Source organism: Arthrobacter sp. efr-133-R2A-63, assembly GCF_030209795.1.
GTDB lineage: Bacteria > Actinomycetota > Actinomycetes > Actinomycetales > Micrococcaceae > Arthrobacter > Arthrobacter bambusae_A.
Map to the genome: position 1 here is coordinate 48,258 of NZ_JARVRG010000001.1, position 24,296 is coordinate 72,553.

The following is a 24,296-nucleotide window of genomic DNA, read 5'->3' on the forward strand; positions in this document are numbered from 1 at the left end:
GCTCCCTCACCACATCCTCGGAAAAGGACACACAACCATGAGCGATTTCATCAGCTTCACCAACCCGGCCGACATCCTCGCGCTCATCCCGCATACACTGGGGGAACAGCCCAAGGAATCCTTCGTCGTGCTGACCATGAACGGAACGCGGCTTGGCGCGACCCTGCGCGTGGACGCACCGTTCGCAGCGGATCCGCGCGGCTACGCCCTGACGCTCGTCAGCCACCTGAGCGCGGACGAGAACGCCACGGGCGCCCTCCTCGTGATCTACACCGACGAGAACAGCCCCGACAACCCGCGCCCCTACTGGGCGCACGTCGACGCATTGCGCACCGAGCTGGCCACCGCTCAGATGCCGCTGAAGGATGCATGGATGGTCACCTCCCACGCGTGGCGGAACTACCTGTGCACCGACCCCGGATGCTGCCCGGATGAACCGCTGGAGGCGATCACGACCAGCAACGGCAACGCCGAACTGATCTACCGGGGGAGCCTGGTCGCCGGATTCACCGCGCCTGTTCCCTTCACCGGAGACGCGGGAGTCCGGGAAACCATCAAGGCCCACACCCCCGAAGGATGGCCGGAGGAACTGGACCGAAGCCGGGCCATCTGGGCCGACGTCCTTCAGAACCCGGAAACCCTGACCGCCGGGCGCGCCCACGAACTGGCAGGAGCGTTCCAGCACCCCACGGTCCGGGACTACCTGATGGCCGACGTCATGACCACCGCGCCCGAGCAATTCACCTCCGTCCTGCTGGGCGTGGTCCTTGCCCGTCCGGACTGGGCACGCGTTGACCGCGCCCAGGAAATCGCCTTCGAACTGATGAAGGCAACCCCGGAAGGCCAGCGCGCACCGATGCTCTGCCTGATCGGCTGGCTGGAATGGCTCAAGGGCAAGTCCAGCTTCGCCGCACGGTACTTCAAGCTCGCCATGGAAGACGTCACCGATTACCGGCTGGCCTCGCTGCTGACCGAGCTCCTCAACCGTGGCGTAGTTGCCGACTGCGCACGGAACAAGGCCATGTCCTACACACCGACCATCCGGTAACCGGAAGAACCAAGGGCCGGGCCCCCACCGGGGTCCGGCCTTGCCGATCCTCCAGGATGCGGCGGCGGCCTCCTCCGCTGCGCTCCCCCGGCCGCCGTCAACGCTGGCGCGGGCGCAGCACCAATTCCAGACAATGTGCAGGATCCGCCGCTAGGGTGAAAGGACAGCCCCGTCCCAAACCCAGGCAAGGAAACCCCGCCATGGCATCAGAGTTCCGCATGACCGAGGACGACACCGTCAGCCCCGATGCCAGCCAGATCGAAGACCTGCTGGAATTGCGCCTGCTCACGGCAGGCCCGGAAACCGGGCCCGTAGACTTCCCCGTACCAGACCACCGGCTCGAGCAGCCGTAACCCACAGCAGCATCGACGCTGCACCACAGATTTCCTTTTTCCGAGGGAAAACAGAAAGAGCCGGCGCATTCAAAGCGCCGGCTCTTTCGCCTTAACCGCTCCCTCGCCGGCCCGAGACCGCGGGAACCTGGGGAAGAGCATGCTCGCGGGGCTCGCACCCCCTTGGGGCGTCCACTCCGCAAGCTCCGTGGCCGGCTGTTGGGTGCTGGCGGTCCGTCGCAGAGCTCCTGCCCGTCAGCACCTGTTTGTCTACGACGTTTTCTGGTTGCTGTCCTTCGGATTCTAGGCGTCCGCTCCACCCTGTCTAGCCCCTCCTTCGTCGGGGCCTGCGGCGCAGGAATTTCCCTCCGGCGCTCCTTCGTCGCTTATTTCCTCCGGGATATTCCCGCGCCTTGCCCAAGGGTAGACAGGGCTCCGTCGGCCGCCGAGCAAGCAAGCTTGCCAGCAACCAAAAAACAACGGGGGAGAGGGGACGCTGGCCGGTCACCTGATCCGCCCCACTCACCCGACTTCTCGGCAAAGAAGGAGCAACACCATGAACACCACGCCCACGCTCGAAATGATCGACCCCGCCACGCTGACCGTCGAGGTCAACGTCCGCAAGGACGCCGCCCTGACCGCTGACTTCATCGCCAGCATCAAAGAACACGGTGTGATGGAACCCGTGATCGCCCACCGCAAGGACGACGGCACCGTGCACGTCCTGATGGGACAGCGCCGTACCCGGGCCGCCGTAGAAGCCGGACGGAACAGCATCCCGGTCATGATCATCGGCTCCCCGGAGGAAGCCGAACGCATCGTCACACAGGTCGTGGAGAACATCCAGCGCGCCGAACTGACCGACGCCGACGAGGCCGACGCCTACCACCAGCTCTCCCTCATCGGCGTGTCCGCCGCCCAGATCGCCAAGAAAACAGGCCGGACCAAGACGACCGTCGAGGGAGCGCTGAAGGCCAAGGCATCCGAGGCCGGAGCCTCTGCGCTGGGCAAGGGATGCACCATCGAGGAGGCTTTGATCCTGGCCGAGTTTGAGTCGGATGAGGAAGCAATCGCTGAGTTGGAATCGGTCATCATGGACGAACCCGAGCAGTTGTTCCACGTAGCCCAGCAGCTGCGGGACGAGCGCGAGCGGGCCGCCGCCCTCGCCGCGCTGATCGAGGAACTGCAAGCCCAAGGCAAGACCATCGTGGAGGACGCCGGGAACTACGCCGACGAGGAGAACCTGTATGTCTCAGCGGCAAACCGGGCAGATGGTGAACCGGCCACCGAGGAGGACGCCAACGCCTACGTGATCAGCACCGACTACCGGGGCCAGCACAACGCGAAGCCTGTCATCACCGGCTGGAAAGAACAGGGCTTCACCCCGAAGTACGAACGCTACGACGGCGGCACTCAGGCCCGGAAAGGCCCGATGACCGATGAGCAAAAGGCCGAGCGCAAGACCCTGATTGCCAACAACAAGGCCATGGAATCGGCGACGACCGTGCGCCGCGACTGGGTCAAGACCCTGCTGGCCCGCAAGACCGCGCCGAAGGGATGGCAGTACTTCACCGTCCACGCGATCACGCACCACCCCGAAGTCGCCAGCGGCTACGACGGCAAGGTGGCCGCCGAAATGATCGGAGCCAAGTTCGAAGACAGCGACCGCTGGGCGTGGAACCCGCTCCGGGACCACGTCGCCAAGTCGGCAACGCGGCCCGAGTTCTCTCTGATCGCGCTGGTCTGTGCAGGGTATGAGAAGACGATCGCGAAGGACTCGTGGCGGTCCCCGTCCCAGACCCACCGTGACTACCTGAACCAGCTGATCACTTGGGGTTACACGCCGTCGGAGGTTGAGCAGATCATCCTCGACAGCGACAAGCCCACCGAGGAAGAAACGGCGAAGTAAGACCGGCGTGCCGGGCGGAACCCCACCCGCCCGGCACGGCCCCGGCCACTCACCGTGAGGGGACAGGGAACCTCCCGATCGGCGGGCGGTCCGCCGCCCAGGGCGAACCACAGCAGCCACTCACCAGCGGCGGACCGCCATTCAACGCGGCTACCCGATCCCGCACCCCACAGCCGCGCAACCAGGGGCAACGATGCCCACCGATGAGTTGCGACGGGCCACCGATCCTCAGCTAAGCTAACGGGAGATTTCCTTTTGCCGAGGAGCAGAAAAGGCCGGCTCAGTGAGCCGGCCTTTTCTGTTTAAGCGACATGGTTCAGAGGTGGGACGGCGAAGCCCCGCTACGCGGCCTCCACGTCACCGGGCTCTGTAACCTCCGGGCCTTGCACCCCGTCCGGCTCTGCAGGCTCCGGACGCTCTGTGACCAGGTCAATCATCCGCTTCACTTCGGCACCGCTCAGGCCAAGCCGTGCCGCCACGGCGGACTTGGCTTCTCCCGCGCCCAGCATCGCCTTGACTGTTTGTGCTGCGGATTGAACGGCGCTCTGGGCGTCGGCTTCAGCTTTGGCCAGGATGGCTTCTGCTTTCTTCTTTGCCTCCGTACGCAACAGCTCGGCATGCTCCTGCTGCTCGAAGAACGCTGCGGCCATCTCGATCAGCCGCTCGTGACGTTCCGTCAGTTCCTTGGCCTTGGTACGGGCTTTCTCGCGGGCCGCCAACTGCTGCGCAGACTTCCGTGGTGTTGCCATAGCTTTGGGTCCCTTCCCCTTGGGTTATCCGCCCCCGGACCTAACGGCTAGCGCCTGGTCAGGGCCAGGGCCGGCGGCGTGCGCCGGATCGGTCCTCGCTTACGCTCGGGCTGGTTGTGCCCGGGTTTCCCCCACGTGGACAGCTTTCGAGAAAAGGACGGTCTCTCCGCCTGCCCACCCGGGGATAACCCGGGCGGCGGTTCTACACAATCGAACGGACCGTGGATAACGGAAAAGCGTGTTACCCACCGCCCATTCTCATGTGCAGAACCGCATCAAAGACTTGATGGCCCGATCCTACCGTTTTTCGTTCTGTTTCATCGAGTTCCGCTCGTACCTCACATCAACCGATTCCACAGAACGAAAAACACCAATATCTGTCACACCTCATGCATCATCGATATGTGAGGCGTTTTGGGCGCTATGCTGGGTGCCGTGATGACCGTGCACAAGCTCAGTGCCGGCGACGGATACACGTACTACACCCGTGAAGTCGCCAGCGGTGATGAGCTGCGCTCGGCGGGCCGTCAGCTGGGCGATTACTACACGGTGGACGGCAATCCTCCCGGTCAGTGGGGCGGGGGAGGGGCGGCCCACCTGGACGTTTCGGGTGAGGTCACCGAGGCCCAGATGGCAGCCTTGTTCGGCGAAGGAATCCATCCGAACGCCGAAGCCATGGTCGAAGCAGACAAGAATGCTGACGTGCGTTTGGGTTCCCGCTTCAAGCAGTTCTCCCAGAAAGATCACGAGCTGCAGCAGCGGATTACCGTCGCGATGGGCGACTACAAGCGCATGAACCATGCCGATCCTGACGCCGATACGCGACGGCGGATCCGCATGAAGGAAGGCGCCCAGTACTTCCGTGAACTCAACGGCCGCAACGCCAAGGATAAGGAAGAACTCGGGCGGTTCGTCACCGCCCAGACCACGCCAGGCTCGCAGGCAGTGGCGGGTTTCGACCTCGTGTTCGCGCCCGCGAAATCCGCTTCCGTCCTGTGGGCAACCGGCGGTGATGAGGCCCGCAAACAGATCGAAGCGGCCCACAACGAGGCCATCGCCGAAACCATGACCTTCCTCGAAAAGGAGGCGACGTTCACACGCCGAGGCCGCAACGGCGTCCGCCAGGAAGACGTCGACGGCGGACTGATCTACACGAAGTTCCGGCACTACGATTCCCGCACCGGGGATCCCCAGCTGCACGATCACGTGGTGGTGTCGAACAAGGTCCTGGGCGTTGACGGCAAATGGTCCAGCCTGGACGCCCGGCACCTGTACCAGTTCAACGTCGTCGCATCCGAGCGGTACAACCGGCTGGTCATGGAGAAGATCTGCGCCCGCCTGGGCCTCGGCCTGACCGAACGTAAAGTTACCGGGGACCGGCCCGTGATCGAGATCGCCGGCGTCGACGTCGCCGCCATCGACGCCGCCTCCTCCCGCCGCGAAGGCATCAAGCCGGTGCTGGATGAACTGGCCCGGGAGTTCATCGACAAGCACGGCTACGCGCCCTCCAAGAAGCAGCTGATCGCCCTGGCACAGCAGGCAACCCTGGACACCAGGCCGTCCAAAAAGGAAGCCCGGCAGCTCTCCGTCCTGGTCGAGGAATGGATGCAGGACCTTGGATCCATCCCCGGGGTGACGGTCGGCCCCGAGGCGCTGGAACACGCCCGCGCGCACCGTCACGACGCCCGCGATGCCGCCGAGCAGGACAAGCCAGGCTGGCTTGTCTCGCACGCTGATGAACTCAACCCGGCCGTGGAAGCGGCCGCGATCATCGAGCGTCTGGAACGCGACAGGGGAGTGTGGGGAGAACACCACATCGAGGCCGAGGCGCTGCGCCGGCTCGGTTCCCGCCTGGGCGAATTGCCCATCCCGGATGCTCTGCTGGAGCAGGTCACGGCCCGGGCGATCGACCAGTACTCGCTGCGCATCACCCCCGAAACCCCGGTCCCGGAACTGACGGAGCTGCGCCTGGCCAACGGCGCATCCAAGTACGGCCGCGCCAACGCCACGCTGTACACCTCGGCCGGGATCCTGCACAGCGAAGACCGCCTTCTGACCGCCGCGCAGCGCGTCGTCATCCCCGCGGCCACCGTCGAATCCTTCGACGCCGCGCTGGCCAGGCAGGACAGGCAGTTCGATGCCGGCCAGCTGCGCATGGCCCGGGAGTTCGCCACCAGCGACCGGCTGTTGATGGTCGGTGTCGGCCCTGCCGGTGCCGGCAAGACCACCGCGCTCAAACTCGCTGCCGACACCGTCCGCGCCGCCGGCGGCAGGGTGTTCGGTCTCGCACCGACAGCCGTCGCGGCCGCCGTGATGGGTGTCGAACTGGGCGCGACGGCGACGACGATCGACTCCTTCGTTCTCGCCCACAGCAGCGGCCGGGCCGATGAGAAGACCACCCCGAAACCCGGGGACGTGATCATCATTGACGAGGCCGGCATGGTCGGCACCCAGCTGTTCGCGGCGGCCGTGACGATCGCGGACCAGCATGGTGCCGTGGTCCGTGCCCTGGGCGATGACCAGCAGCTTTCAGCCGTCGCATCCGGTGGTGCGCTGCGCCTGTTGAAGAACACCGTCGGCGCCGTGTACCTGGAAGACCTGCACCGCTTCCGCAACGCGGACGGGTCCCCGAACGAGGCCGAAGCGGCCGCGACCCTGGCGTTGCGCGAACCCCCGGCAACCGGGGCGGATGACCCGTGGGCGTTCTACCGGCAGAACCGCCGCGTCCTCGGCGGGGACGCCGAAACCATGACCGCCCTGGTGTTCCACGCGTGGCAGAAAGACACCAACGCCGGCAAGCACTCGATCATGATGGCGTTCGAGAACGCCACCGTCACCGAGCTGAACGCCCGCGCCCAGGCGTACAAGATCGCCACCGGTGAACTGGACGCGAAGAAGCCGGCCGCGATGCTGCGCGATGGCCTTACCGCCCGTGCCGGGGACATTGTGGTCACCCGGGAGAACAACCGGCGGCTCTCCACCAACCGGGGCAAAGACTTCGTGAAAAACAACGACGTCTGGGACGTCGTGAAGGCCCACAAGGACGGTTCGCTGACCGTCAGACACCACGGCCACCAGGGCACGCTGACCCTGCCGGCCGGGTACGTGCGCGTCCACACCATGCTCGGCTACGCCGCGACGATCCACCGCACGCAGGGCCTCACGTGCGACACCACGCACGCCCTCATCAGCTCCGGCCTGTCCCGGTCCCTGGCCTACGTCGCCGCCTCCCGTGGACGGGAGTCCAACAAGCTCTACGGCGTCGTGGCCGACGGCGAAACCCTCGAGGGCGTCCTGGCCAATGTGGCCGCGAACCACGACTCCAACCTGACCGCGCACGAACAGATGGACGCCGCCCGCGCCCAGGCCCGCTCCCTGCCGGACATGTCCGCCGCGTACCGGGACATCGATGATCAGGCCAACGAGCTGCGCATGGCCAACCTCGCCGCCCGTGTCCTGGGCGAAGGAACAGCCGCCGGCTTCACCAAGTCCACCGCGTGGGGTGCCGTGGCCACGCACCTGCGGCACGCGGAGAACGACGGCTTCAACATCAGCAACCTGCTCAAGGACAGCATCAACGAAGGCGACTTCGACGCCTCCGACGATCCCGGGGCGGTGCTGGCCTGGCGCGTCGAAGACCGCCTCGCCCGGTGGCGTGAGCGCGCCCAGGAACCGGGCCGTCGGCCCCTGGAATCCATGAGCGACGACGTCCTGGCCCGTCTGGACAAGCGCGCCGCCGGTGAGTTGATGCGTGCCAAGGCCGAAGCATCCAGGACGCCGGCCATGGAAGAACTGGACCGGAAGACCCTGCTGCGCGGCTGGCTGGCCGAACGCAAGGACACCCCGTGGCAGCGGCGCCTGCACGGCCACCTGAGCGACGATGACCTGGCCGCCCGGATCACCGCCGCGACGCAGCAGCTGCGCACCGATATGACGATCAACGACACCGCCGCAACCAGCAAAGCCCGGTGGCGTGCATCCTCCTTGCAGAAGGAACAGGCGCTGCGTGAGCTGATGAACCCGGAAGCCCGGGCCGATGAAGCCTACGAGCGCGGCGCAGTGACCAACTACGCCCGGGATGAGCACGCCTCCCGGATCCAGGCCGCGGCACAGATCCAGTCCAGGATCCGTGCCGAAATCGAACTGCGCCGTCAACTGCCGGCCCCGGTTACCCGGGAAGCAGCAGATGACAGGCTGCCGGCCTGGATGGCACCGGCCGACGTCGTGAACCACCAGGACACCCCGGCACTGTGGCGGAAGGAACTCGCAGCACGGCGTGAGCTCATGGCCAACGAAGCCACAAGGCTGGGCGCACAGCTCGCCGCCGAGCCACCGGCCTGGGCTACTGCCCTGGGCCCGGTACCCTCGGACCCTGCACGGCAAGAGCAGTGGCGCCAGCTCGCCGTGGAAATCTCCACCTACCGCGACACCTACCGCGTGCCGGTGTCCGAGACATCGCCCGTTCCCGCCCAACACCGGGAGAGCGGCACGGGCGCGGAGCTGACCACCCGGGTCACGGCCATGCACAAGTACAGTGCCCAGACGGCCAAAGAACCCCTGACGGCCTCGGACGCTGCACACATGGCCGAAGCCGCCCAGATCGAGGCCCTTGTCAAGGAAACCCCCACCCCGGCCGAACACGTTGTCGACCACCTGCAGGCAACCCGCGGCGCCGAGGCGCAGCTGAGCCCGGCCCAGGAACGCGCCGAACGCATCGCCGCCCTGGCCCGCAAAGTACGCGGGAACCGGTCCACAGCCGGCCATGATACGGAGGACCGGCCGGAATCGGTCAAAGAAGCACTGGAGGACATCGCGGCCCGTCGACGCAGCGAGGAAGCAGACAAGACCGCAGCCGTCCAGCAGGCGGGAACCTTTGCCGAACGCCTCGCCGCGTCACGTGCGGCCGGGGCCGGCAAGGACGGTTCCTCCGCAGTGGAACGGCTCCGCCGGCAACGCGCAAAGCAAGCTGCCGCCGAGGATGAGCAGCGCCGTCGCGAGCAGGACGGTCCCGCTGCCGGGGGACCGTCCACCGGGCACCGCGGCCCGCGCCTGTAGGCTGTTCAGACCGGCGGGACCGGTCAGAACAGCAAAGAGGTGAGCATGGGGAGTCTTCGCGGCCGCGCAGCACAAGAACGCCTGCAGACCCTCTACGCGCGTACCCCCGGGCCGGTCGTCTTCGTGGACGAGAGCGTGCGTGCGCCAGGGAACAGCTACGGTGAACGCCCGTTCTACACGATGAGCGGCGTCACGGTCCCCAAAGACTCACTGGACATCGTCCGCAAAGAACTCGAACGCATCGTCGGTGCCAACTACTGGCACACGACCGAGGCATACAACGGCAAGCTCGGGCCAGTGGAAGAGCTGCGGCCAAGGATCCTGGAACTGAACGAATATCTCGCCCGGGTTGTGGACTTCACCGTCGTCACCGTTCAGACGGAAATCAGTACCGGGGACAATGCCCTGCAAAAGGCGCGCGAGGAATGCATCACGACCCTGGCCCGTGCTGCGACCAGCTCCCGCAGGGATGATCCTCCCCGTCTGATGGTTTTCGAACAGCTCAAGGAAGACGCCTATCCCGGCGGCAATGCCAGAGACCATGAGGTGTTTGCGCGCCTGCGGAACGCCGGGCTTCTCCACCGTTCGGTGGTAATCGAATCAATCTCGCCCTGGGACGAGAAACTGCTGTGGGCCGCGGACCTGTCGTCCTGGAGTTTCTACCACCAGCTGGCCAGATCCGAAGGCACCTGGTTCAAGCCTCTGGCCCCGGTGACGACGGTGCTGCACGCCCGGACCGGACTGGCCGTTAAAGGAAGCAACCCCCATCTGCCGCAGCAAGGTCCGGGGGTCCAGCCAACTGTCAGCGCTCAAAGAGGCGGAGGGCCGGCTGTTGCTTCTGAGTCAAGGCTAGTGCATCAGGGCAAGGAGAACCAAGTGCTCCACGCCGTCCGCACCGAAGCAGACAGCCAGCGGCCGGCGCTGGACCACTCGGTCAGCCTGGGAGTCGGAACCAACTCGCCCAAGAGCATCGAGGCGATCAAGGAACGCTTCGACTGGTACCTGAACGCCCAGCGCAGCCAACGATCCAACCCCGAAGCATCCGAACACATCAAGCAACTCCTGGAACAAGCCCAGCAAGCGCTCCGGAAACCGCAACGCCCACCGGAACCACCCGGGCCCCGGCCGGAGATCACCGGCCCGCAACGGTAGGCCAGTCGTGGACGAAGTTCCTTGAGGAGCACAGCCGCGACCACGGGCAAGAGCGCCGCCAAGCAGGAAGTCCCGCCCAGGAACAGCCATAGATTTTGGGGAGGCAAGAGCGGCCTGATCTGCTGAACACCCACCCACGCCAAAAGGGAACAACCACCAGGGTGTCCGCGCGCCGCATGGTCCATCGGGCTCACGGGATTTCGGGACACGGGAGCAGGCGGCCCCGCCGGAACCGTACGCGGCCGGCACTTTTCCGGCGGCCACGGCGAAAGCACACCGGGAATCACGACAAGGGTCACCGGACCGGACTTGGCAGCCCGACCGGCCGAAGGGCTGAGGAAACCACGATCTCGGAGCCTACCGCGGGCAACGGCGGCGCTGGTTTGATGGAGGGGATTCCCGGAGGGGGTTAGGCTTCGGCCCATGAGGATAGCGAAATCCGACACGGTTGCCGGCTTGCCGGCACCCGTGGCCAGGGACCTGGTGCGCCTGTACCGTGGCGGCACGTTCGCGCAGGAAACAGCCGACACCCTGCTCCGCAGGAACGGAGTCGAAGACACCGACGCAGTGTTCGCGCGGATGGAGACGGCCGGCTACCTGGTGAAGCCCGCCTTCGATGATCCCGGCTACGTCTGGTGGGAGGCGACAACCCTCGGAAACGCCTTGGCCATGGCCAGCTTCGGCAAACCCATCACCCGATCAACGGCAGACCGCCTCGTCGCCGGCCTGCTGGAACGGGCGCGCATGTACAACGCCGATCCCGGGATGCCGCTGTTCGTGGAACGGCTCCGGATTTTCGGAAGCTACCTTGACCCGACCGTCGACCCGCTCGGGGATGTCGACGTCGAACTCTCCTTCGGCATGCGCACCCGAGACCACCAAAAGATCAGTGCGTACGTGCGGGCCAGCGGCCGGACCTTCGATTCATTCATGGAAGAGCTTTTCTGGCCGCAGAAGGAAACTGAACCAAAAGCTCAGAAACCATTCGACAGCCATCAATATCACGACGGAAAACATCGACAACATCACGAACAAAGCCCGGCTCGTTTACTCCATCGAAGATGACCCCGGCGCGGTTCCGCGGCCCGTAGAGGCAATAACCGAACCGCAGGTGACGCGTTACAACGGCGTCCTGCCGAGGTAGGCGTTCGTGAGCCCAGACAATCCTCTGCCAGAAACCGAACCCGATAAGCGCCCATATGTCGTCCGGAAGAGGTCTTCCCCCTTAAGTGTCAGGTTGGGCTTTGAGACTTCAAAAGCTTGATGTCAGAAAGATTCTTGGGAGTTCTATTCGTAGGCCCTCGGTGCTTCATCCTGACGTCAGGTTGGGGTGTACGTCAACCTGATAGTGGTTGACGAGCCATCCATTCGGGACTCCGACCGGTACTGCCAGATCCACTGCTTAACTGAGTCGTGGGTCCCTCAGGAAACCCTCCGAACTGGGCTGGGACTACCCCATGACTTCCAGCTCCTGGAGCTTTCCAAGTGCTACGCCCGCCAGAAATTGTGCTTGGTCGACGAGGATACCGTCGTCAAACACTGCCCTGGGCGAGTGCATAGGAGGCCAATCCATGGGGTCAATATCGGGAGACCCAGCTCCGAGGTGCCCGTACGCTCCGGGGACCTCCACGAGGACACGGGAGAAATCGTCAGACCCGGTCCTGGGGGACGGGCTGGGCACGAACCGCTGCTCTCCGAAGAACGCCCGTGCGGTCCTGCCCCAGAGTTCGGCGTCACTGTCGTGATTGACGGTGGCCGGCATAACCGGAGTGAACGTTGCCTCGGCTGTCAGTTGATGAGCGGTCGCCAGTTGCCGGATAAGATCCGGCAACTCCTGTGCGAGCCGTGCTTCGACACCGGGGCTGAAAGACCTGACGCTGGCCCTGAATTCCGCCGAATCAGGTATGACATTAGAGGCGGAACCGCCATGGAATTGGCCCACGGACAGAACCACGGGGTCAAAAACGTTGAATCGCCGGGTAATGTACGTCTGTAGCGCGCCAAGCATTTCAGCAGCTACCTGTATGGGATCCAGAGCCTGGAAGGGGCGCGAACCGTGCCCACCACGCCCGATAACCTTGACGGACAGATCTCCGAAGGCTGCCATGTAGGAGCCGGCCCGGGTCGTGAACACGCCTGATGGCATGTCCGAAACGACATGCAGGGCGTAGGCAGCATCCGGTCGCCTGCCGGCTGCGTTAAGAACGCCTTCCTCCAGCATGATGCGGGCCCCGTCATGTCCTTCCTCCCCCGGTTGGAACATGAAGATGACGTCGCCGGTCAGGCTGTCACGTACGGACGAGAGCAACCGGGCGGCACCAATCAGGCCCGCTGTATGCAGGTCATGGCCGCAGGCATGCATTGCGCCATTGGTCGAGGCAAAGGGTATGCCCGTTTTTTCCGTCACCGGAAGGGCGTCCATGTCCCCTCTGAGCAGTACAGTGGGACGGCTCCCGACGGGGGACTGGGTGGCCCCGCCGCGGAGTACCGCAACCACGGACGAGACCGCTTTTCCCAGGCTTATTTCGAGGTCGAGTCCCTTGAGTGCCTCAAGGACCCGGGCCTGGCTGCGGGGCAGATACAGGCCGACTTCAGGATCGGCGTGCATTTCCCTACGGAAATCGACCAGGTCGCTGCCAAAGGCCGGGATCGCCGCCGTGGCGCCCTCAAGGAAACTCAGCGGTGAAAACCGCACCGTATCTGTCGTTGAAGTATCTTTCATTGAAGGGCTTTCTCGTCTCATGTTGCCAGGCCCTGGCCTGCTGCTTGCCCGAGAGGACGCGGAGCCCCCGCCCTAGCCACGCGTCACGTTCCCGGAATCTTTGTCGCAGGCCCAGCGGGGCTTCGCCTACGCTTGTTGGGGTCGGATATGGCGCCTAGAGCGGGAAATCCGTCCTGTCCACGCCAACCACGCGGTCGCCGGTAAAGAAGCGTACGCCGTACTGGGGACCGTGGCCTCCGATACCGCTGGTACCCCAGAAACTCTGGCGCGAATTGCCGGCCAGGTCGCTCATGAACGTGCCGTTGATACGGACCTCCCCGGCACGAATACGGGATGCCACGTCGATGGCCCGTGTTTCGTCACCGCCGAATACGTAGGCATCAAGACCGGTTGCCGGTCCGTTTGCATGGCTAAGCGCCTCTTCAACGGAATGCACGGGATGTACCGTGACCAGTGGGCCGAAGAGTTCTTCCGTGGCGGCTCCGGCGGGACATCCGACGATCATCCCCGGTGCCAGGAACCAACCGTTAAGATCCGGTAGGTTGCCGCCAGTGACCAGTGTTCCCCCCAGTTCGAGAAGCCGATTCACTGCGGCTTTCAACCCATCACGCTGCCGCTCAAACGCCAGGGGACCCACTTCCGTTGTCTCATCCAAGGCATTTCCGACCCGAAGCTTACTGAGTTCGAACTTCATAGCTTCAACGAAACGGTCGTGAATCGACCCGTCAACCAGTACCTTGCCGGGCGCCTCGCACCACTGGCCATTGAGACGGGTCATGCCCTGCAGAATGGACTGTGCCGCCGAGCTGACATCGGCATCATCCAGAATGATCACGGGGTTGTTGGATCCAAGCTCCATCTGCATGACAGCGAGATTGGACGCCGCAGCCTGCGCGACTGTGCGGCCTGCCGAATCGCCGCCGGTAAACGAAAGAGCCTCGATGCGGGGATCCGAAGTCAGCAGTGATCCTGTCTCCGAATTCCCATGAACCAGTTGAAACGCGGCACTTGGGTAGTCGAGTTCGGTCATGGCAGCGGCGATCGACTCGGCGAAGAGCTGGCAACCGCCGGGTGCGTTCTCGGAGGGTTTGAGGATGACCGGGCACCCAGCCGCCATTGCTGCCGCCACCTTGCCAACCACGGTGAAGGTTGGAGCATTCCAGGGGCCAACGATGAGGGCCGGGCCGAGGGGCTTGCGCAGGATGACCACAGACCGGTCACCGCCGTCAAGGGTCTCCGACTCGCCAAGCTCCTCCGCTTCAGCGATTGTTCCCCGGACTCTGTCCCCGAGTGCACCGGCAATCAGGCGGGTGGTCCGGATAGGGACTCCCGTGTTGATGCTGTCCTGCAGTGCGATTTCTTCGCTCTGAGCATCGAGAGATGCGGCTATCTTCCTCAGGAGCTCAAGACGGTCCCGCAGTTTGATGTCTTCAAGTTTCCCGGACTCGTGCAGTGACGCGGCTGCGGCGAGTGCGTGCTCGACGTCAGCCCTTCCGGTCTTTCGCATCGGCTGCCGGGGTTCGCCCGTATTTGGGTTGGTAAGGTAGCGGCCGTTTTCGTCGAGCTGCAGCCATGCGCCATCGACAAAGGAGCGTTGCTCGACGAGGTCGGGGGAGATATCGGTCAGTTGTGCTAGTCCTTCAGTAGTCAATTAAGGTGCTCCTCTGGTTTTCTTTTGTTGTCTTTGTCGTCCAGGACCAGCGACGGTAGGGGCTGAGCCATGACGTTCGACCGTTTATGTTCAGGAGGATTTGCAACGCCATGTTGTGCAGCCTTCGTTCCGGCGCTGGCCGTGGCGCAAAATTAGATCATGATCGGCGTAACAGTCAGCTGCCGAACGGTCTTCAAGGTTGTCCGGATCACGATTGCCTGTCGGTCATGTTCAGCACAACTCGGATCGTCGATGCTTCCGCCATCGCTTCGAATCCCTCGTTGATACGTTCGAAGGGCAGTTCCTTGGTGACCATTGCATCGAGATCCAGTCGGTTATTCAGGTAGTGGTCCGTGAACATGTCGACGTCGCTGAGGAACCTGTTCGCGCCCATGTAGGCGCCTTGCAGGTGTCGGTCGCCGTAGACGAGTGCATCTGCGGGGATACGCAGTTCGGACCCTGTGGGCATGAGACCTAGGATGGTGGCGGTTCCGTTCGGGCTCAGGAGCGAAAAGGCGAGTTCCGCTGTCTGGCTGCGGCCCACCGCCTCGATTGCATGGCTGACACCTTGGGGAAGAAGTGATCGGACCTGGATGAGTGTTTCTGTTGGGTCGGGTAATGAGACAACAGTGTCCGTGGCACCGAAGTTGCGGGCGAGCTCCAGCTTGGCCGGCACGGCGTCAATGGCAATGATTCGTCGTGCCCCAGCCAACCTGGCACCTTGAATGGCCGCTATTCCGACACCGCCGCAACCGATTACGGCAACAGTATCCTCTGGCCCTACCTTTGCGCCGTGAATAACCGCACCGACTCCTGTACTGACGCAGCAACCGAGAAGACACGCCACCTGGGGAGGCAGATCCGAGCCGACCACTGCAACGGATGCCTCCTTCACGAGGAAGGCCTCTGCAAATGCGCCGATACCGCCGAGCGACTCAACACTTGATCCATCAGGTGAGAGCAGCCTGGGCCGATGCCGCTCACGCACCGAGTCGACCCGTTCGCACTGGGTGGGGCGCCCGCCTATGCAATTGCGGCATGCCCCACAGGAGGGGGTGACCGTTACCACGACCCGGTCATCGTTCTTGATTCTTGTGACCGCAGAGCCGACGCGCTCGACAATGCCTGCGACTTCATGCCCGAGGACAGCCGGCAGGGAGATATCCAGCGACCCCTTCAGATAGTGCAGATCGCTATGGCAAAGGCCCACTCGCTCAGTCCGGATCAGGACCTCATAGTCCTCCGGATCATCCAGCAGCAGTTCGCGGATCTGAAGAGGGGCTCCGGGCTTTTCCAGCACGGCGGCAAGAATCTGTGTACTCACTTGGCTTCCTTGATAGTGGAGGTGCTTGCAGATGGGTCGCTTCGACCATCTTCAGCCCTGGTCGAGTTTCAAAAGTGTGTGGAGGGAACAGCCTTTACGACCACTATGGCAACCTGACCAGCTCCGGCTCCACTGTGGAACGGCCGGGATGAGAGTCAGCTTCCGGTTCCGACTCGGGATCCATGCCGGTTGTCATCCACGGCCGCCCAGCGCTTAAGGTAGCGTTCCATGGCGCGGACGGCTTTCTCCAGCTTCGCCAGCAGTACTCGTGTCTCCTCTTCGGTGATCACCAAGGGCGGGGACAGGATCACGGCGTTGTTCAGCGGGGCGATCCCGGCCGGATAGACAATGAGCCCATGGGCAAGGCATTCCTGCACGAATGCGTTGGCCGCTCCCAGCGCAGGATCGGGTGCCTGCTTGCTTTCCTGGTCCATAACGAACTCGAAGCCCCAGAGCAGGCCCCGCCCACGGACATCGGCCATGCAGCGGTACCTAGTTGCCAGGGAGAGCAGACCCTCCTCGAGCTGCTTCCCCCGTTGCCGGACGTTCGCGAGGATATTCTCGCGTTGCATAAAGTCCAGGACCGCCAGGCAGGTTGCTGCCCCCAGGGGGTTTCCCGAGAAGGTGTGGCCGAACGGGGCGACGCCGCTGCCCTCTCTGAGCGCCTCAACGATGTGGCCTCGCAGCAAGACGGCGGCAACAGGGGAGTAACCGGCACTCATTCCTTTGCCGATAAGAAGAAGGTCCGGCACGACGTCCTCGTAGGAACTCGCGAACCAGTCGCCAGTGCGCCCCATGCCGGTAATGACCTCATCGATGATCATCAGCACGTCCAGCCGATCACAGATCTCCCGAAGCCGGGCGAAGTAGCCCGCTGGAGGTGTGAGGACTCCTCCTGCGGCTCCTACGATTGGTTCGACGATGACTGCCGCGACTGTGCCGGGGTCCTCGTTCTGAATGGCATCTTGGAAGGCTTTTGCGGCCCGCGCAGCGTACGCTTCCTCGCTCTCGCCTGGCAGGGCGAAGCGGTATGCGTAGGCTGGCGGGGCGAAGGAGAACGCATGCAGTAAGGTTCCGTAGTCGGGGCGGCGTGCTGCATGCCCGGACATCGACAGGGCGCCCATGGTCATGCCGTGATAGCTGATGGTCCTGCCAAGGATTTTGACTTTGCCTGGGTTCCCCCTTTCCCGCCAGTAGCTCACTGCGGTGCGGATGGCGTATTCGGATGCCTCGGACCCGCTATTGACGAAAAACGCCATATCGAGGTCCCCGGGAGCAATGTCGGTGAGCCGGCGGGCAAGTTCTTCAGCGGGCAGGTTGGTGAACTGGGTTCTATACGTAAAAGCCACGCGGCGGCACTGTTCTTTCACCGCCTCCGCAATCTCGTCCACGCCGTGGCCAATATTGGCGGTCATGGCGCCGCTTGAACCATCCAGGTACTGCCGACCCGTTGAGTCATAAAGGTAGACCCCATGGCCATGCGTAACCACCGGGTACTTCTTATCAATGGTCTGCTTCAACAGAGCGCTCTCAGAAATGGAAAACTCCTCTAACGTTTGGCGGGTCTTCTTTTGGCACTGCCGTCGCGGCTCCGACGAGTGCCACCACGAAAGCGCCTCCGGTTCCTGTCTCGTTATCCGTGACGAGACAGGAACCGGAGGCGGGATGTGTTCGGCTCTTATTCCGCAGTTGCGCAGTTCTGGCTTTCTGCGGATTGGTGCTCCCGGTCTGACACCGCTGGCACAAGCGCGGCGTAGGCATCAGGCCGCCTTGAACGCATTACCAGGGCGGTCACCAAACCAGCAGCAAACAGGGCGCCCATCACCGACAGCAGGATTCCTGCAGCGAGGTCACCGCCGACAAGAAGGCCGAAGTTCTGTACGACCAAGAAGACAATCCCACCGAGACCGATCACTGCAAGTGTCGGCGCGAACAGCGTGGCCCAAAGCTTTCCTTTTGCCTTCTTCCGGAAGAACACGAGGACAGATAATGATGTGAGGGCCATCAAAACCACCACGCCGAGCGTTGCTGATCCCGAAAACCAGGTGTAGGCCTGCGTCACCGGGTCGAGCCCGATGAGCGCCTCGACCCCAAGCAGGGCAATGGCCACGATCGACACAGTCAATGAAGCTCTCGAGGGAGCCCTGTGGCGAGGGTGGACGATTCCGAGCCCCGCGGGGAGCACGCCCTGGGTTCCTAGGGTGAACAGGTAGCGGGTGAGTACGTTCTGGAAAGTCAGAATGCACGCGAAGAGGCTGCTGATCAGGAAAACCTGAAGGAGAGTTGCAAGTACAGGTGAGACGTACTTCGCAGCCAGACCGACCACAATGCTGGTGGGATCATCTGTTGCCACTTCGACGATGTGGCTGTCGCCGATGCCGGCCTGCATGGCCCATGCGGTGAAGGTGTAAAAGACGCCAATAGCGAGAACGGCGATGTACGTTGCGCGCGGTATTGTCCGGTCGGGGTCACGCGCTTCGTTGCGGAAAACAGCGGTGGCCTCAAACCCGATGAACGAGAAGAAGGCGAACATGACGCCCAATGGGGGGACTCCTTCACCCAGGCGCGCGGGGGACAGCGAGTCACCGTTCAGCCCCTCGGCACCGCCATGTACAACGACACCGATATTTACTGCCAATAGAACGACCGTTTCGATGACCAGGACCACGCCCAGGACCTTGGCGGAGAGCTCGACGTCCCGGTATGCAAGGGCACCGCAGGTTGCCATCAGCACCAAACTGCACAGCCACCATGGAAGATCCGGACCACCCAGATCATGGACAGTGGTCTGGGCCGCAGATCCCAGGTAGGAACACAGTGCGAGAAACAGGAGCAGATACGTTCCGAGTGCGAAGGTTGATGCACCAAGCCCCATGCCCCGGCCGAGCCCCGTTTGGATGTACGAGTAAAAGGCCCCCGCGTTCTTCACGTAGGGGGTCATTCGCGTGAATCCAACGGCGAACAGAAACAGGATCACCGTAGCGATGAGGAAGAACAGCGGGCCGCCCGTGCTTTCCGAGGCAGAGACCACCACGGGCCAGCCGGCCACGACGGCTGTCATCGGTGCGGCACCGGCCACGACCATGAACACGATTGACCCGACGCCGAGCCCGCGGCCGAGTAACTTGTCGGGGCTCAGGATTCCGTTCGGGCCCGCATCCACAGGCTCAAATTTAACATTGTTAGTTGCCATTCGTCCCTCCCGGACGTTCGAAGCTCATTTATCTTCACGACGCCTTCGATAGGCCTGAAGAATTCAGTCATCGTGGAACTCAGCTTTGACGGCCCCCTTGCCGCATCGTCTGTGAACTGCATTACAGCCTAGGTCCCGCGTTGCCCGCCCCTGTGTCAGCCCTGCACACTGTCGCCACCGTTCATGGTCGTAATGCACAGCATTCGAACGGACCGCCCCGGTGTGCAGTTTGCACATGGCCCTCATTGATGTGGTGCCCGGCGCACTCGCTCCTTCCCAGGGAGCCCGGGCATGCTCGGTAACAACGGAGCTTCCCGGACTTCAAATGGGGACGAGGAATCTTCCGACGAAGACCACTCTCCTGAAGGAGCGCCAAGTATGAGCAGCATTATTTCCGTCTACAACCCCGCTACAGAAGAAAAGATAGGCGAGGTGCCCGCCTACGACCTGCCGGACGTGAATGCAGCGGTCGAACGCGGACGGGCCGCCCAGCGCGCTTGGGTTCGCAAGCCACTGGCTGAACGCCGTGATGCCCTCTGGGCTATTGCCGATGCTGTCATCGCTCACTGCGACGAACTGGCCTTGCTCGAATCCACCGACGTTGGTAAGCCATTGGCGGCGGCCCGACAGGAAGTTCTTGGTGTCGCCGAGTGCTTCAAGTACTACGCCGGAACGGTGGACAAGATCCTCGGAGACACCATTCCGGTCGACGGCGGCGTCAGCATGACTTTCCGCGAGCCGCTGGGTGTTGTGGCCGTAATTGCCCCGTGGAACTTCCCTCTGCCTATCGCATCCTGGGGTATCGCGCCGGCTCTGGCCAGCGGTAATTCCGTGATTGTGAAACCCGCTGCCCTTACCCCTCTGTCGACTGTTCGATTTGGTGAAATCGTGAAGGAGCTGGGCGTCGTCGGAGACGCGCTTCAGGTTCTCACTGGGTCGGGCGCCCGGATCGGCAATGCCCTCGCTGAACACCCGGATGTTAACAAGGTAAGTTTTACTGGCTCCACCGAGGTCGGCCGGTCCATCGTCCAGGCGGCTTCAACGACGATGAAAAGAGTCTCCCTTGAGCTCGGCGGGAAGTCCGCCAGTATTGTCTACAACGACGTTGACCTCGCCAAGTGTCTGCAGGCAGCCCCGATGTCGGTCTTCGACAACACGGGCCAGGACTGCTGTGCACGCAGCCGCTTTCTCGTGCAGCGGGGGGTCTTCGACGAGTTCGTTGAGGGATTCATCGAGTCTACGCGTGCACTGAAAATTGGTAACCCGCTGGACGACAAGACCCATCTTGGACCTCTGGTATCAGCAGCTCACCGCGACACCGTTTCCAGCTTCCTCGAAAACGGGCTCAACGTCGTCACCGCCGGTGAAGCACCGGATGGCCCCGGCTTCTGGATGGCACCCAGAATCGTCATTGCCCCGGACCCCAAGAGCCGGGTAGCAACCGACGAAATTTTCGGCCCCATCGCCTCGGTGATTCCCTTCGACACCGAAGAGGAAGCCATCGCGCTGGCCAACAGCTCAATTTACGGCCTGAGCGGCTCCATCTGGACCAATGACGTCGGCCAGGCCCTGCGGACGGCGCGGGCACTCGAGTCCGGGACTCTCTCGGTCAACTCGAACTCATCAATTCGAATCCAGACACCTTATGGCGGCTTCAAACAGTCAGGCATCGGTCGAGGGCTGGGCCAAGCTGCCATCGAGGCATACACCGAACTCAAGACCGTATTTGTAAGGACAGAACCGTGACAACTGATACAGGGGAGCTGGTTCGGACGAACCAAGGCACCTCTTCCGAAGTATCCAGTGGGACAAACACCGCCGTGCAGACTCTTAGCGTCCTCTACGGCAGCCAGACCGGGAACGCTGAGTTCCTTGCGTCCAAGATCGTGGACAAGGCAAACGGCCAAGGTTACTCAGCCGAGCTTATGAGCCTGGACATGGTGACCCCGCAAGATGCGGCACGCAAGGACCGCCTGTTGATCGTTACCGCCACACACGACAACGGCCACATGCCGGACAATGCGCAACCGTTTTGGGAACAGCTTCAAAGCGCCGGTTCAGATCTCTTTAAGGACGTTCCCTTCGCCGTCCTTGCCATTGGTGACTCCATGTACGAAGACTTCTGCAAAGCTGGCATCGACCTTGACGAGCGCCTTGGCGAACTCGGCGGCAAGAGAATCCTCGACCGCCTCGATTGCGATGTCGACTATGACCTGACGTCAGGCAAGTGGATCAAGGGCATGCTCGAAACCTTCAAGACAGTTGTTCCCAAGAAGCGAGACAACAACCCGGAAGGCTCCACTGTTCCAGGAGCAAACCCCGCTGAGCAGCCCAAGAGCACACGCCGGGAACCTGACACTGCCACTGTCGTCGAGGCCCGCCTCCTTAGCGCACCAGAGTCCGAAAAAGAGGTCTGGCACTATGAGCTGGAGGTTAGCGGCGACAGCCGCAACTACCGGGCAGGTGACTCACTTGCCGTAATCCCCGCCAACTCCACCGAGCTCGTGGAAGACCTCCTGGCATTCCTCAACCTCCGGGGAAGCGAGGTGTTCGGTGACGGCGGGAAGACCGTACGGGAGACGCTTCAAAACGACTATGAGCTTCGGCTGCCCCATCTGGGCATTGTGGCCTGGCTTGTTGAAGATCTCGCACCGGATCATCCCGTGCGGAGCCTGGTCGAGTCCGGTGACCGCAATGCGCTGGAGGACTGGCTGTGGGGACGGGACATGCTGGACGTGCTGCAGGAAACCCGGACAACAGATGTCGATCCTCAAGAGTTCCTCTCAATGCTGAGGCCTCTGCAGCACCGGTCGTACTCCATCGCATCCAGTCCCCTCGCTGACGGCGACCGCATCCACTTGACGGTCTCCTCAGTGCGTTACGAGATTGCCGGGCGGCGGCACTCGGGTGCATGCAGCGGATTCCTCCAGTCCGCCGCGTGCACCAAAACAGCCATAAAAGTGTTCCCGCTGCCGGCGCACGAGTTCCATCTGCCCAATGACAACTCAGCTGATGTGATCATGATCGGGCCAGGTGTCGGAGTTGCCCCGTTCCGCGGTTTCCTCCGTGACCGTGAAGTCTCACAAGCCCGGGGACGAAACTGGCTGTTCTTCGGGGACCGGCACGAAAAGCCTTCCTGGCTCTATCAGGCGGAAATGGAAGAACTGCAGAGCAACGGAGTGCTGGACCGCCTCAGCCTGGCTTTCTCCCGGGATCAACAGGGCAAGCTCTACGTCCAGGACCGGATCCGCGAAGAAGGTGAAGTCATCTTTGCCTGGCTATCGGGAGGAGCTTCCGTCTATGTGTGCGGTGGCAAACAGATAGCACCTGATATCGACGAAGCCCTGCTGACGGTGCTCAGCAGCCACGGCGCAATGACCCGTGAAAAGGCGAACGACTACCTGCAGTCCATGAAGAGCGAGGGCCGTTACGTCAAGGACGTCTACTAGGCCCCGCATGACACTGCCCAGTACGAGGGGCTTTCGTGTCCTGAGTGCTGGGCAGGAACACGAAATTGGCCTGCGTACGGCACTGGATGTGACCTGGCTTACCGAATGCATGTAGCCGGTAATCATGATGTGCAACTTGCACATACGGCAAGCAAACCCTCCATTTAGTGTCTTCAGTAACGAATATCAATGAGGATAAAGAGGTACATAGTGAATCCGATCACACAGGTCCCGGAGGACCTCCAAGAACTCGAGGCTATCGACATGCAGGATCAATCCGCGGCGGCGTCGGCCCACGACGAGCTCCAAAAGTTCGTCTCCGAAAACGACATCAAGACGTTCAAAGTGGGGGTGGTGGACCTGGACGGTGTTTGGCGCGGTAAGCGCATCCCCGCCCGCTACTTCCTGGAAAGTGTCGCTGAGCGCGGAACGAATATCTGCAACATCATCTTCGGCTGGGATATTCAGGACGAAATCATTTCTGATCTAAGCTACACGGGGTGGGACTCAGGCTATCCTGACGTGACGCTCCTTCCGGATCTCAGCACCCTGAAGGTCGTTCCCGGGGAACCCGGCGTGGCTTCTGTCATTTGCGACGCCTACGAGCTGTCCGGGGAGCCTGCGGCGATCTGTCCTCGGAGCATTCTCAAGCGGGTTGTGCAGAAAGCCGAAGACCTCGGCTACTCGCCGGTCTGCGCTTATGAGTTCGAGTTCTACCTGTTCAATGGCACGCCAACGGACCTTGCCGCCAAAGGCTGGCGTGACCTGACCCCCATCACCGCCGGAAGCCACACCTACAGCCTCGTCAGGGACACAGGCACAGAGTTCCTCATTGGTGAGATCCGCCGCCGCCTGTCTGAGCAGGGGATCTTCATCGAGGCCAGCAACAGTGAAAACGGTCCGGGCCAGTTCGAGATGAACATTCACTATTCAGATGCCCTGGCTGCCGCCGACAACGCTCTCCGGCTTAAGGCCACTGTCAAGGAAGTAGCAGCGGAGGCCGGCTACACGGCATCCTTCATGGCAAAGATCAACCCGGAGTGGGCCGGATCCTCCGGGCACATGCACCAGAGCCTTTGGGATGCGGAATCCGGCAAGTCAGCCTTCGCCAATGCCGAGGATTCCGGCGAGCTGAGCGCCATCGGGTACAACTACCTGGCGGGGATCGTCGAGACGGCACCGGAGCTCACGGCCCTCTACCTACCCACTATCAACTCGTACAAGAGGACCGAAGGTGGGCAGTGGGCCGGATCCAGCGCCACCTGGGGGCTCGACAACCGGACGGTCGCCATCAGGTCCATCCCCTCAACGGGCAGTGCGGCCCGCATCGAAAACCGGGTACCGGGTGCTGATGCCAATCCCTACCTGGTCATTGCCGCGAATATCGCCGCCGGCCTTCACGGCGTGGAGCAGAAACTGGCTGCCCCGAGGCGGGTGGAAGGCAACGCCTATGCCCTGGAGGAGGGCCACCAGGTAAAACAGCTGCCGGGAACACTCGACCAGGCCATCGAAGAGTTCGAGAAAAGCGAGGTTGCCAAGGCGTACTTCGGTGAAACCTTCGTGAGGCACTACGTCCAGACGAGGCGCTGGGAGCTCCGCAAGCTTCAGACCAGTGTCACTGACTTCGAAATCGCACGTTACCTGGAACGAATCTAGCGCGCAGTGCAGCGCTAAGAACGTCCATTTCCGCATTTCATACCCAGAAAGAAGAA

General features: G+C 62.7%; 15 protein-coding genes. 9 read left to right on the forward strand and 6 right to left on the reverse strand.

Annotated elements, in window-relative coordinates:
* The first annotated feature begins 37 nt into the window (after positions 1 to 37).
* The 3 genes from QRN45_RS00225 to QRN45_RS00235 all read left to right on the forward strand — a co-directional run bounded on the left by QRN45_RS00225 (position 38) and on the right by QRN45_RS00235 (position 3,289).
* Positions 38 to 1,048 carry a DUF4192 domain-containing protein gene (locus QRN45_RS00225; protein WP_284762067.1) on the forward strand — a complete coding sequence of 337 codons (1,011 nt, stop codon included), beginning with the start codon at positions 38 to 40 and terminating at the stop codon, positions 1,046 to 1,048.
* A 200-nt stretch (positions 1,049 to 1,248) separates the two neighbouring features.
* Positions 1,249 to 1,401, forward strand: a complete 153-nt coding sequence (locus QRN45_RS00230) for a hypothetical protein (protein WP_284762068.1) — start codon at positions 1,249 to 1,251, stop codon at positions 1,399 to 1,401.
* Between the two features lie 535 nt (positions 1,402 to 1,936).
* Positions 1,937 to 3,289, forward strand: coding sequence for a ParB/RepB/Spo0J family partition protein (locus QRN45_RS00235; protein ID WP_284762069.1), 1,353 nt, complete (start codon positions 1,937 to 1,939; stop codon positions 3,287 to 3,289).
* A gap of 341 nt (positions 3,290 to 3,630) precedes the next feature.
* Here the strand turns inward: QRN45_RS00235 and QRN45_RS00240 are convergent, their stop codons facing one another.
* Positions 3,631 to 4,038, reverse strand: a complete 408-nt coding sequence (locus tag QRN45_RS00240; RefSeq protein ID WP_284762070.1) for a hypothetical protein — start codon at positions 4,036 to 4,038, stop codon at positions 3,631 to 3,633.
* Positions 4,039 to 4,476: 438 nt separating this feature from the next.
* On the opposite strand from QRN45_RS00240, the gene mobF reads away from it, so the two are divergent.
* The 3 genes from mobF (at position 4,477) to QRN45_RS00255 (ending at position 11,310) form a co-directional block, all read left to right on the forward strand.
* A complete protein-coding gene (gene mobF, locus QRN45_RS00245; RefSeq protein WP_284762124.1) occupies positions 4,477 to 9,093 on the forward strand; it encodes a MobF family relaxase in 4,617 nt (1,538 codons plus the stop codon).
* Positions 9,094 to 9,138: 45 nt separating this feature from the next.
* Entirely contained in the window at positions 9,139 to 10,245 is a 1,107-nt protein-coding gene (locus QRN45_RS00250; RefSeq protein ID WP_284762071.1) for a hypothetical protein, read from the forward strand.
* A gap of 423 nt (positions 10,246 to 10,668) precedes the next feature.
* Positions 10,669 to 11,310: a hypothetical protein gene (locus QRN45_RS00255; RefSeq protein WP_284762072.1), complete on the forward strand. Its 642-nt coding sequence runs from the start codon at positions 10,669 to 10,671 to the stop codon at positions 11,308 to 11,310.
* Positions 11,311 to 11,695: 385 nt separating this feature from the next.
* Here QRN45_RS00255 and QRN45_RS00260 read toward each other — a convergent pair whose 3' ends face one another.
* From QRN45_RS00260 to QRN45_RS00280, 5 genes are all read right to left on the reverse strand, one after another.
* The gene (locus QRN45_RS00260) at positions 11,696 to 12,967 is read right to left on the reverse strand and encodes a M20 metallopeptidase family protein (protein ID WP_284762073.1); all 1,272 of its coding nucleotides are present in this window, start codon (positions 12,965 to 12,967) and stop codon (positions 11,696 to 11,698) included.
* Between the two features lie 154 nt (positions 12,968 to 13,121).
* The gene (locus QRN45_RS00265) at positions 13,122 to 14,618 is read right to left on the reverse strand and encodes an aldehyde dehydrogenase family protein (RefSeq protein ID WP_284762074.1); all 1,497 of its coding nucleotides are present in this window, start codon (positions 14,616 to 14,618) and stop codon (positions 13,122 to 13,124) included.
* Between the two features lie 208 nt (positions 14,619 to 14,826).
* Complete coding sequence (locus QRN45_RS00270; RefSeq protein WP_284762075.1) at positions 14,827 to 15,942, reverse strand: Zn-dependent alcohol dehydrogenase; 1,116 nt, start codon at positions 15,940 to 15,942, stop codon at positions 14,827 to 14,829.
* Between the two features lie 155 nt (positions 15,943 to 16,097).
* Positions 16,098 to 17,432, reverse strand: a complete 1,335-nt coding sequence (locus tag QRN45_RS00275; RefSeq protein WP_284762125.1) for an aminotransferase family protein — start codon at positions 17,430 to 17,432, stop codon at positions 16,098 to 16,100.
* 188 nt (positions 17,433 to 17,620) lie between these two features.
* A complete protein-coding gene (locus QRN45_RS00280) occupies positions 17,621 to 19,135 on the reverse strand; it encodes an APC family permease (protein WP_284762076.1) in 1,515 nt (504 codons plus the stop codon).
* A gap of 378 nt (positions 19,136 to 19,513) precedes the next feature.
* Between QRN45_RS00280 and QRN45_RS00285 the strand changes: the two genes are divergently transcribed.
* The 3 genes from QRN45_RS00285 (at position 19,514) to QRN45_RS00295 (ending at position 24,240) form a co-directional block, all read left to right on the forward strand.
* Complete coding sequence (locus tag QRN45_RS00285; protein WP_284762077.1) at positions 19,514 to 20,881, forward strand: aldehyde dehydrogenase family protein; 1,368 nt, start codon at positions 19,514 to 19,516, stop codon at positions 20,879 to 20,881.
* Positions 20,878 to 22,584, forward strand: coding sequence for a diflavin oxidoreductase (locus QRN45_RS00290; RefSeq protein ID WP_284762079.1), 1,707 nt, complete (start codon positions 20,878 to 20,880; stop codon positions 22,582 to 22,584). The genes QRN45_RS00285 and QRN45_RS00290 overlap by 4 nt, the downstream gene beginning before the upstream one ends.
* Before the next feature lie 210 nt (positions 22,585 to 22,794).
* Positions 22,795 to 24,240, forward strand: a complete 1,446-nt coding sequence (locus tag QRN45_RS00295) for a glutamine synthetase family protein (RefSeq protein WP_284762080.1) — start codon at positions 22,795 to 22,797, stop codon at positions 24,238 to 24,240.
* Positions 24,241 to 24,296: the final 56 nt, after the last annotated feature.

What these genes read in the sequence shown, in the direction of transcription:
- QRN45_RS00255 (WP_284762072.1), top strand. Translation starts at nt 10,669, where the DNA reads ATGAGGATAGCGAAATCCGACACGGTTGCCGGCTTGCCGGCACCCGTG.
- QRN45_RS00235 (WP_284762069.1), top strand. Translation starts at nt 1,937, where the DNA reads ATGAACACCACGCCCACGCTCGAAATGATCGACCCCGCCACGCTGACC.
- mobF (WP_284762124.1), top strand. Translation starts at nt 4,477, where the DNA reads ATGACCGTGCACAAGCTCAGTGCCGGCGACGGATACACGTACTACACC.
- QRN45_RS00230 (WP_284762068.1), top strand. Translation starts at nt 1,249, where the DNA reads ATGGCATCAGAGTTCCGCATGACCGAGGACGACACCGTCAGCCCCGAT.
- QRN45_RS00285 (WP_284762077.1), top strand. Translation starts at nt 19,514, where the DNA reads ATGAGCAGCATTATTTCCGTCTACAACCCCGCTACAGAAGAAAAGATA.
- QRN45_RS00280 (WP_284762076.1), bottom strand. Translation starts at nt 19,135, where the DNA reads ATGGCAACTAACAATGTTAAATTTGAGCCTGTGGATGCGGGCCCGAAC.
- QRN45_RS00260 (WP_284762073.1), bottom strand. Translation starts at nt 12,967, where the DNA reads ATGAAAGATACTTCAACGACAGATACGGTGCGGTTTTCACCGCTGAGT.
- QRN45_RS00250 (WP_284762071.1), top strand. Translation starts at nt 9,139, where the DNA reads ATGGGGAGTCTTCGCGGCCGCGCAGCACAAGAACGCCTGCAGACCCTC.
- QRN45_RS00240 (WP_284762070.1), bottom strand. Translation starts at nt 4,038, where the DNA reads ATGGCAACACCACGGAAGTCTGCGCAGCAGTTGGCGGCCCGCGAGAAA.
- QRN45_RS00225 (WP_284762067.1), top strand. Translation starts at nt 38, where the DNA reads ATGAGCGATTTCATCAGCTTCACCAACCCGGCCGACATCCTCGCGCTC.